The sequence below is a fragment of the Mycobacterium sp. genome (genome assembly GCF_050701675.1).
In the GTDB taxonomy this organism is placed as follows: Bacteria; Actinomycetota; Actinomycetes; order Mycobacteriales; family Mycobacteriaceae; genus Mycobacterium.
The window spans coordinates 1-3,061 of record NZ_JBOGDD010001204.1 but is presented as its reverse complement, the minus strand read 5'-3'; the positions used below and the strand labels follow the sequence as shown (position 1 = coordinate 3,061).

3 protein-coding genes are annotated in these 3,061 nt (G+C 67.8%); 1 reads left to right on the top strand and 2 read right to left on the bottom strand.

The window, feature by feature from the left end; all coding sequences use genetic code 11:
- Positions 1-1,548: phytoene desaturase family protein (locus ACRDUX_RS37305; RefSeq protein WP_526421986.1), on the top strand; the 1,548-nt coding region annotated here is incomplete at its 5' end.
- A 22-nt stretch (positions 1,549-1,570) separates the two neighbouring features.
- On the opposite strand, the gene ACRDUX_RS37300 is transcribed toward ACRDUX_RS37305, so the two are convergent.
- Together ACRDUX_RS37300 and ACRDUX_RS37295 are read right to left on the bottom strand one after the other, a co-directional pair.
- Entirely contained in the window at positions 1,571-2,806 is a 1,236-nt protein-coding gene (locus ACRDUX_RS37300) for an LVIVD repeat-containing protein (protein WP_526421984.1), read from the bottom strand.
- A partial coding sequence (locus tag ACRDUX_RS37295) for a hypothetical protein (protein WP_526421982.1) occupies positions 2,803-3,061 on the bottom strand: 259 nt, incomplete at its 5' end. The genes ACRDUX_RS37300 and ACRDUX_RS37295, both read right to left, overlap by 4 nt.

Sequence of the window (3,061 nt, the reverse complement as noted above, 5' to 3'; positions counted from 1 at the left end):
AAAGTGCCCTCATCCTCAACGGACCGGCCGGTCAGCGACGTCGTCGTGGTAGGCGGCGGGCACAACGCTCTGGTCTGCGCCGCGTACCTCGCCGAGGCAGGACTCTCCGTCACCGTGCTCGAGGGGCGCGAGGTGATCGGCGGCAACACCGTGACCGAAGAGCTCACCCTCCCGGGGTGGCAGCACGACTCCTGCTCGACGGCACACGTCGTGCTGCAGTCGAATCCGTTGATCCGCGACGACGAGCTTGGCCTCATCGCGCGTTATGGGCTGGAGTACATCGTCACCGACCCTGCGGTGGTCTTTCCGCTCGCCGACGGCGATCTGCTGACGGTGCACCCGGATCTGGCCGCCACCGCCGCCGAGTTCGCCCGCTACTCGCGCACGGACGCCGACGCCCTGGTCACCATGATCGACGACTGGAACGCCGGTCAGCGGATCGCGCACGCCCATCTGTCCGCAGGTCTTCCGTTGCCCGACCAGCCGTGGGCGTACAGCTATGAGCAGTTGCGGCGCCGCAGCGCCTGGGAGGTGATCGCCTCGACGTTTCACCACCCGGTCGTGCGTCGGGTGATGACCTGGATGGCCTTCGCCACCATGCAGCCGCCGGAGAGACCTGGCACCGGCGCACTGCCTGCCGCGATCATGGCCGGCCGACTGGCCTACGGCTGGGCCACGCCGGTCGGCGGGTCGGGCGCGTTGCCGAAAGCCCTTGCGGCTCACGTCACCGACCACGGCGGCGTCGTCGAGACGTCGGCGTGGGTGACGTCGTATCTCGTCGAGCGCGGGCGCTGCGTCGGGGTACGCACCGACGACGGCCGCGAATTCCTGGCCGGCCGGGCCGTCGTCGCAGGCAGCCACCTTCGCGAGCTAGCCGCGATGCTCGAGACGACGTCGATCGTGGCCGACGACGCCGCACGCTGCTGGCGACCGGGAATCCCGCTGTTCGCAGTGCATTTCGCACTTCGCGCCGACGCATGCCATCGATCGGCCGACGGCCCCGTCGCATCGGCGGCAGGGGGACTCGGCAGCCCGGAGGGATTACTCCGCCAGGTTGCCGGCCTGCCGTCCGGACGTCTGGAGACCGAGGACCCGTGGCTTCTGATGATGTCGTCGACGACGGTCGATCCCGACCGGGCCCCTGGCGGCACGTTCAAGTTCCTGACCGTGGCGCCGATGCTCCGCGACGGTAGTCCATGGTCGGACGCCGATGCGATGGCATACGCGCGGGTGCTGCTCGGCATCGCGCGCCGCCACGTGGACGGGATCGACGACGCCGACATCCTGGCGATCCGGCCTGAATCTCCGACATCGCTTGCTGCGCACAACCTCTCGAACATCGGCGGGTCCTGCCACGGTGGCGAGTTCGCACTCGACGACGGAGAGGTCATCCCCGGCTGGCTCGACTACCGCACCGATGTTGGCGGCTTGTACCTGACCGGTTCGACGTCGCATCCCGGCGGCTCGGTGTCGGGTCGCCCTGGGCGTAACACCGCACGCACCGTGCTGGCCGACCTCGGGCTGGCGCCGAGCATGTCCAGCCCCTAGATGAATGGAGAGCCCCTGATGCTCAGACGCCGGTCAGCCGGACGATGTGCAGGCCGTGATTCTTGTCGGAGAAGTAAACGTTGCCGCGGGCATCGACCAACACGTCCTCGGACTGGGTTACCAAGGTCTTGGGTAGCAGTCCGCGGCGTTCGGCGGGGTCGGCCGGGAGATACCAGGCGATCTCGCGCGGCAGGTACGCGTCGCTGATGTCGTAGACCCGCAGCCCGGCGTTGAACCACGTCATGAACATCAGGTTGTCGTCGGCCAACAATTCGGGGCCTTGTGGGTGGTGCTGATTGTGCGGGCCGAACCGCCCACCACGCACGCTGAAGTTCGGATACTCCGCACCAGCCGCAGGCCGGGGGATCGGCAACAGCGACATCAGGCGGGGGTTCTGCTCGTCACTCACGTCGACGATGCCTGCGAAGTTGTAGGGCTCCTGCTGGCGCTCCGCGATGGCCTCGGTGTTGACCAGCAACAGGTTTCGCGATGGTAGCGGGATCGCGGTGTGCAACGCGATCATGCTGGAGAAGGCAGCGCCGATCTCCAGACGCGAGACGAGCGTCGGCCGCTCGATGTCCGAGATGTCGAGGATGACGAGCCCGGCGGCCCCGTAGCTGAGGTAGGCGCGATCACCAAGGACGTACGGCGGTCCGTGTAGGGAGATGCGTCGGGGTGGGGTCTTTCCGGAGGCGACGTACTGCTCGGGCAGGAACCACATCGCCACCTCCTTGGGACTGCGGGGGTCCGCGACGTCGAGGATCACGTAGATGTTGCCATCGAACCCGCGGCGACTCGCCGTCACGTGCACGTAGCGACCACCGGTGAAGTGGTTGCGGTGCACGCCGTGCTCGCCGGTGCGCCACTCGCTGATGAGATTCGGCACGGCCGGATCGCTGACGTCGAAGAAGCGGATGCCTTCGGCGGAGTTGAGCGCGGGATCGCCTCCCCAGGCAGGCGGTCGGTGCTCCATGCCCTGGACCAGCAGACCGTCGGCGACCTGAACCTGCCAGGTCGCGGCATGATCGGGGCCCTCGATCGCGCCGACGAGGCGCGGGTCGGCGGGATCGGTCACGTCGAAGATCGACAGCCGCGGTTCCCAGAAGTGTGTCGCGTAGAGGTACCAGCGCTCTCCGGATGAATCTGGGACGACCTGCATGGCCAGCTTGAAGACGGGCTTGCCGCCGACGTCGTGGTAGCCGACGAGCTCGACACCGTCGGCGGTGAAACCGGGTGCCTTGCAACCGGCTTCGCTCACGAGGCCGCCTCCGCCATGAGATCGGCCAGATCGGACAGCGGCTCGAGACAGAAGACTCCGCCGGTGCCGCGATCCGTCACCCAGATCAGGCCGTGCTCGTCGACGAACAGGTCGTTGGACTGCGGCACGGGCGACCCCGCCGGTGCCTCGCTGACCCAGTGCGCGACCTCTCGCGGATCCCGCGGGTCCGACACGTCGTAGACCCGTACTCCGGCGCTGAAATAAGTCGCGAACACCAGTCGATTGCTGCGGTAC